At 68.4% G+C, this 3429-nt stretch carries 3 protein-coding genes; 1 reads left to right on the forward strand and 2 read right to left on the reverse strand.

Annotated elements, in window-relative coordinates; all coding sequences use genetic code 11:
• Both IEZ12_RS00395 and ctaC read right to left on the reverse strand, forming a co-directional pair.
• The coding region (locus IEZ12_RS00395) for a cbb3-type cytochrome c oxidase subunit I (RefSeq protein WP_373295424.1) at nucleotides 1-1327 on the reverse strand (1327 nt) is incomplete at its 3' end.
• Nucleotides 1324-2181, reverse strand: a complete 858-nt coding sequence (ctaC, locus tag IEZ12_RS00400) for an aa3-type cytochrome oxidase subunit II (protein ID WP_189270237.1) — start codon at nucleotides 2179-2181, stop codon at nucleotides 1324-1326. The genes IEZ12_RS00395 and ctaC, both read right to left, overlap by 4 nt.
• A gap of 353 nt (nucleotides 2182-2534) precedes the next feature.
• Here ctaC and IEZ12_RS37450 point away from each other — a divergent pair.
• On the forward strand, nucleotides 2535-3429 hold an 895-nt coding region (locus tag IEZ12_RS37450), incomplete at its 3' end, for a cysteine desulfurase family protein (protein ID WP_229847107.1).

Below are 3429 nucleotides of genomic sequence, written 5' to 3' on the forward strand. Positions count from 1 at the left end.
AGAACAGCGTCCAGAAGGTGATCTTGCCGAGGCGCTCGTCCAGCATCTTGCCGGTCATCTTCGGCCACCAGAAGTGGAAGCCGGCGAACATCGCGAAGACGACGGTGCCGAACACCACGTAGTGGAAGTGCGCGACGACGAAGTACGAGTCCGAGACGTGGAAGTCGATCGGCGGGGAGGCGAGCAGCACGCCCGTCAGACCGCCGAACAGGAAGGTGACCAGGAAGCCGATCGTCCAGAGCATCGGGGTCTCGAAGCTCAGCGAGCCCTTCCACATGGTGCCGACCCAGTTGAAGAACTTCACACCGGTCGGGACCGCGATCAGGAAGGTCATGAACGAGAAGAACGGCAGCAGGACCTGGCCGGTCACGTACATGTGGTGCGCCCACACCGTCACCGAGAGGCCGGCGATGGCGATGGTCGCGGCGATCAGGCCGGAGTAGCCGAACATCGGCTTGCGGCTGAACACCGGGATGATCTCGGAGACGATGCCGAAGAACGGCAGCGCGATGATGTACACCTCGGGGTGACCGAAGAACCAGAACAGGTGCTGCCACAGCATGGCGCCACCGTTGGTCGGGTCGAAGACGTGCGCCCCGAACTTGCGGTCCGCCTCCAGGGCGAACAGCGCGGCGGCCAGCACCGGGAAGGCCAGCAGGATCAGCACGGCGGTCAGCAGGACGTTCCAGCAGAAGATCGACATCCGGAACATCGTCATGCCGGGGGCGCGCATGCAGATGATGGTGGTGATGAAGTTGACCGCACCGAGGATGGTGCCGAAGCCGGAGAAGGCCAGGCCCATGATCCACATGTCGGCGCCGATGCCCGGCGAGCGAACCGCGTCCGACAGCGGCGAGTAGGCGAACCAGCCGAAGTCGGCGGCGCCCTGCGGGGTGATGAAGCCCGCCACCGCGATGACCGAGCCGAACAGGTACAGCCAGAAGGCGAACATGTTCAGACGCGGGAACGCGACGTCGGGGGCGCCGATCTGGAGCGGCATGATCCAGTTGGCGAAGCCCGAGAACAGCGGGGTGGCGAACATCAGCAGCATGATCGTGCCATGCATGGTGAACGCCTGGTTGAACTGCTCGTTCGACAGGATCTGCGTACCCGGCCGGGCGAGCTCGGCGCGCATGACCAGGGCGAGCACGCCACCGATCAGGAAGAACGCAAACGAGGTCGCCAGGTACAGGGTGCCGATCGTCTTGTGGTCAGTGGTGGTGAGCCACTTGATGATCGCGTTGCCCGGCTTGCGCACACGCGGGGTCCCGGAGGTGACGGCCCCGGCTGCCCCACCGGCCGCGGCGGGCTCGTTGAGGATGGTCACTTCTCTTCACTACTTCCCGTGGGGAGGATGCCTGCGGGAACCGCGCCGGCCTGGCCCTTGTCGCGAAGTTCCTTCAGGTGCGCCTCGTACTCGTCGTGCGAGACGACCTTCACGTTGAAGAGCATCCGCGAGTGGTCGACACCGCAGAGCTCGGCGCACTTGCCACGGAAGGTGCCGTACGCGGTCGGGGTCACCTCGAACTCGTTGACCACACCGGGCACGACGTCCATCTTCATCATGAAGTTGATGGGCCAGAAGTCGTGGATGACGTCGTTCGAGGTCAGCTTGAACTTCACCGACTCGTTGATCGGCAGGTAGAGGGTCGGAGCCTCCTTGGTGCTGCCGACCTCGTACGCCGCCGTGGTGCTCGACGGGTCGGGGATCTCGCTGTTCTCGTAGTTGAACGCCCAACTCCACTGGAAGCCCACCACGTTGATGGTGTGCTGGGGCTTCTCGGAGACCTTCGTCAGGGTGGCCTCGTCGCGAGCGACGAAGTAGAACAGCACCGAGACGATGACGAGGGGGACCGCGGTGTACAGCGCCTCGATGGGCACGTTGTACCGGGTCTGAGCGGGGACCTCCACCTTGGTGCGGCTGCGCCGGTGGAAGATCACGCTCCAGAGGATCAGACCCCACATCAATGCACCAACAACCAGAGCCGCGATCCACGAGCCCTGCCACATGTGAAGGACCAGAGGGCCTTCCTTGGTGACGGGACTGGGGAGGCCAAGCCTGGGCAGGTCGTTGGCCGAGCAGCCGGTGGCGGTCGCGATGACGAGGCCCAGTGCCAGCGCCTGAGGCAGCTTCCGCCGCATCGTGCGCCGCGGCGAGCGGTCGGAGCCGTTGGGACTCACGTAGCGCCTTCCCGAAGTCTCGCCCGCGAACGCACCACCATGGAGAGTCCGTTGTCTGGTCTCTCCGGCGGTCCGGCCACGGGCACGGTTTGAATGCTTATGCGGGCCAAACGCTACTCCATCCTTATGCGGCACTCACGGGCAGCCCCCGCTAACGCGCCGCCCGGCTACCCGATCAGCCCCCGAGGGGTGAAGCACCTCGTAGGAGGGGACGGAGTCGCAGGTCATGGCGGACTTCCGAGCCTCTCACGACCGAACGGGCGACCGCACTACGACACGCGGGTGACGGGCCGTCGGCTCCCCCGGAGGCCGGGAGGAATCCCCCCGTAAGGGGCGTCGTCTACCGTGGCCCCGTGCCCTACTTCGACGCCGCATCCACCGCTCCGCCGCACCCCGTCGCCCGGCAGGCGCTGCTCGCCGCCCTCGACGAGGGCTGGGCCGACCCGGCCAGGCTGCACCGATCCGGCCGACAGGCCCGGATGCTGCTCGACGCCGCCCGGGAGACCGTCGCCGAGGTCCTCGGCGCCCGGGCCGACGAGATCGCCTTCACCGCATCCGGCACCCAGGCCGTCCAGTTGGGCGTCCTCGGCGTCCTGCGCGGCAACCGCCGTCGCGGCGCCCACCTGCTGCACTCCGCCGTCGAGCACTCCGCCGTCCTGCACACCGCCGAACGCTGGGCGGCCGACGGCGGCAGCGCCACCGCCGTCCCGGTCGACCGTCACGGCCGGGTGGACGCCGCCGAGTTCGCCGCCGCGCTGCGCCCCGACACCGCGCTCGCCGTCCTGCAGTCCGCCAACCACGAGGTCGGCACCCTCCAGCCGGTCGCCGAGACCGCCGCGCTGACCGGGGACGTCCCGCTGCTGGTGGACGCCGCGCAGAGCGCCGGGCGACTCCCGGCGCCGAGCGGCTGGTCGGTGCTGACGGCCAGTGCGCACAAGTGGGGCGGCCCGGCCGGCGTCGGGGTGCTGGCGGTCCGCAAGGGCGTCCGGTACTCGTCGCCGCTGCCCGCCGACGACCGGGAGAACGGCCGGGTGCCCGGCTACGTCAACGTCCCCGCGATCGTGGCCGCCGCCGCCTCGCTGCGCGCCGTCCGGGCCGAGGCCGAGGCCGAGAACGCCCGGCTGCACGCCCTGGTCGAACTGATCCGGCATCGGGTTCCGCAGCTGGTCCCCTCGGTGGAGGTGGTCGGCCACCCCGAGCTCCGACTCCCCCACCTGGTCACCTTCTCCTGCCTGTACGTGGACGGCG

The organism is Kitasatospora griseola, from assembly GCF_014648555.1.
Taxonomy (GTDB): domain Bacteria; phylum Actinomycetota; class Actinomycetes; order Streptomycetales; family Streptomycetaceae; genus Kitasatospora; species Kitasatospora griseola.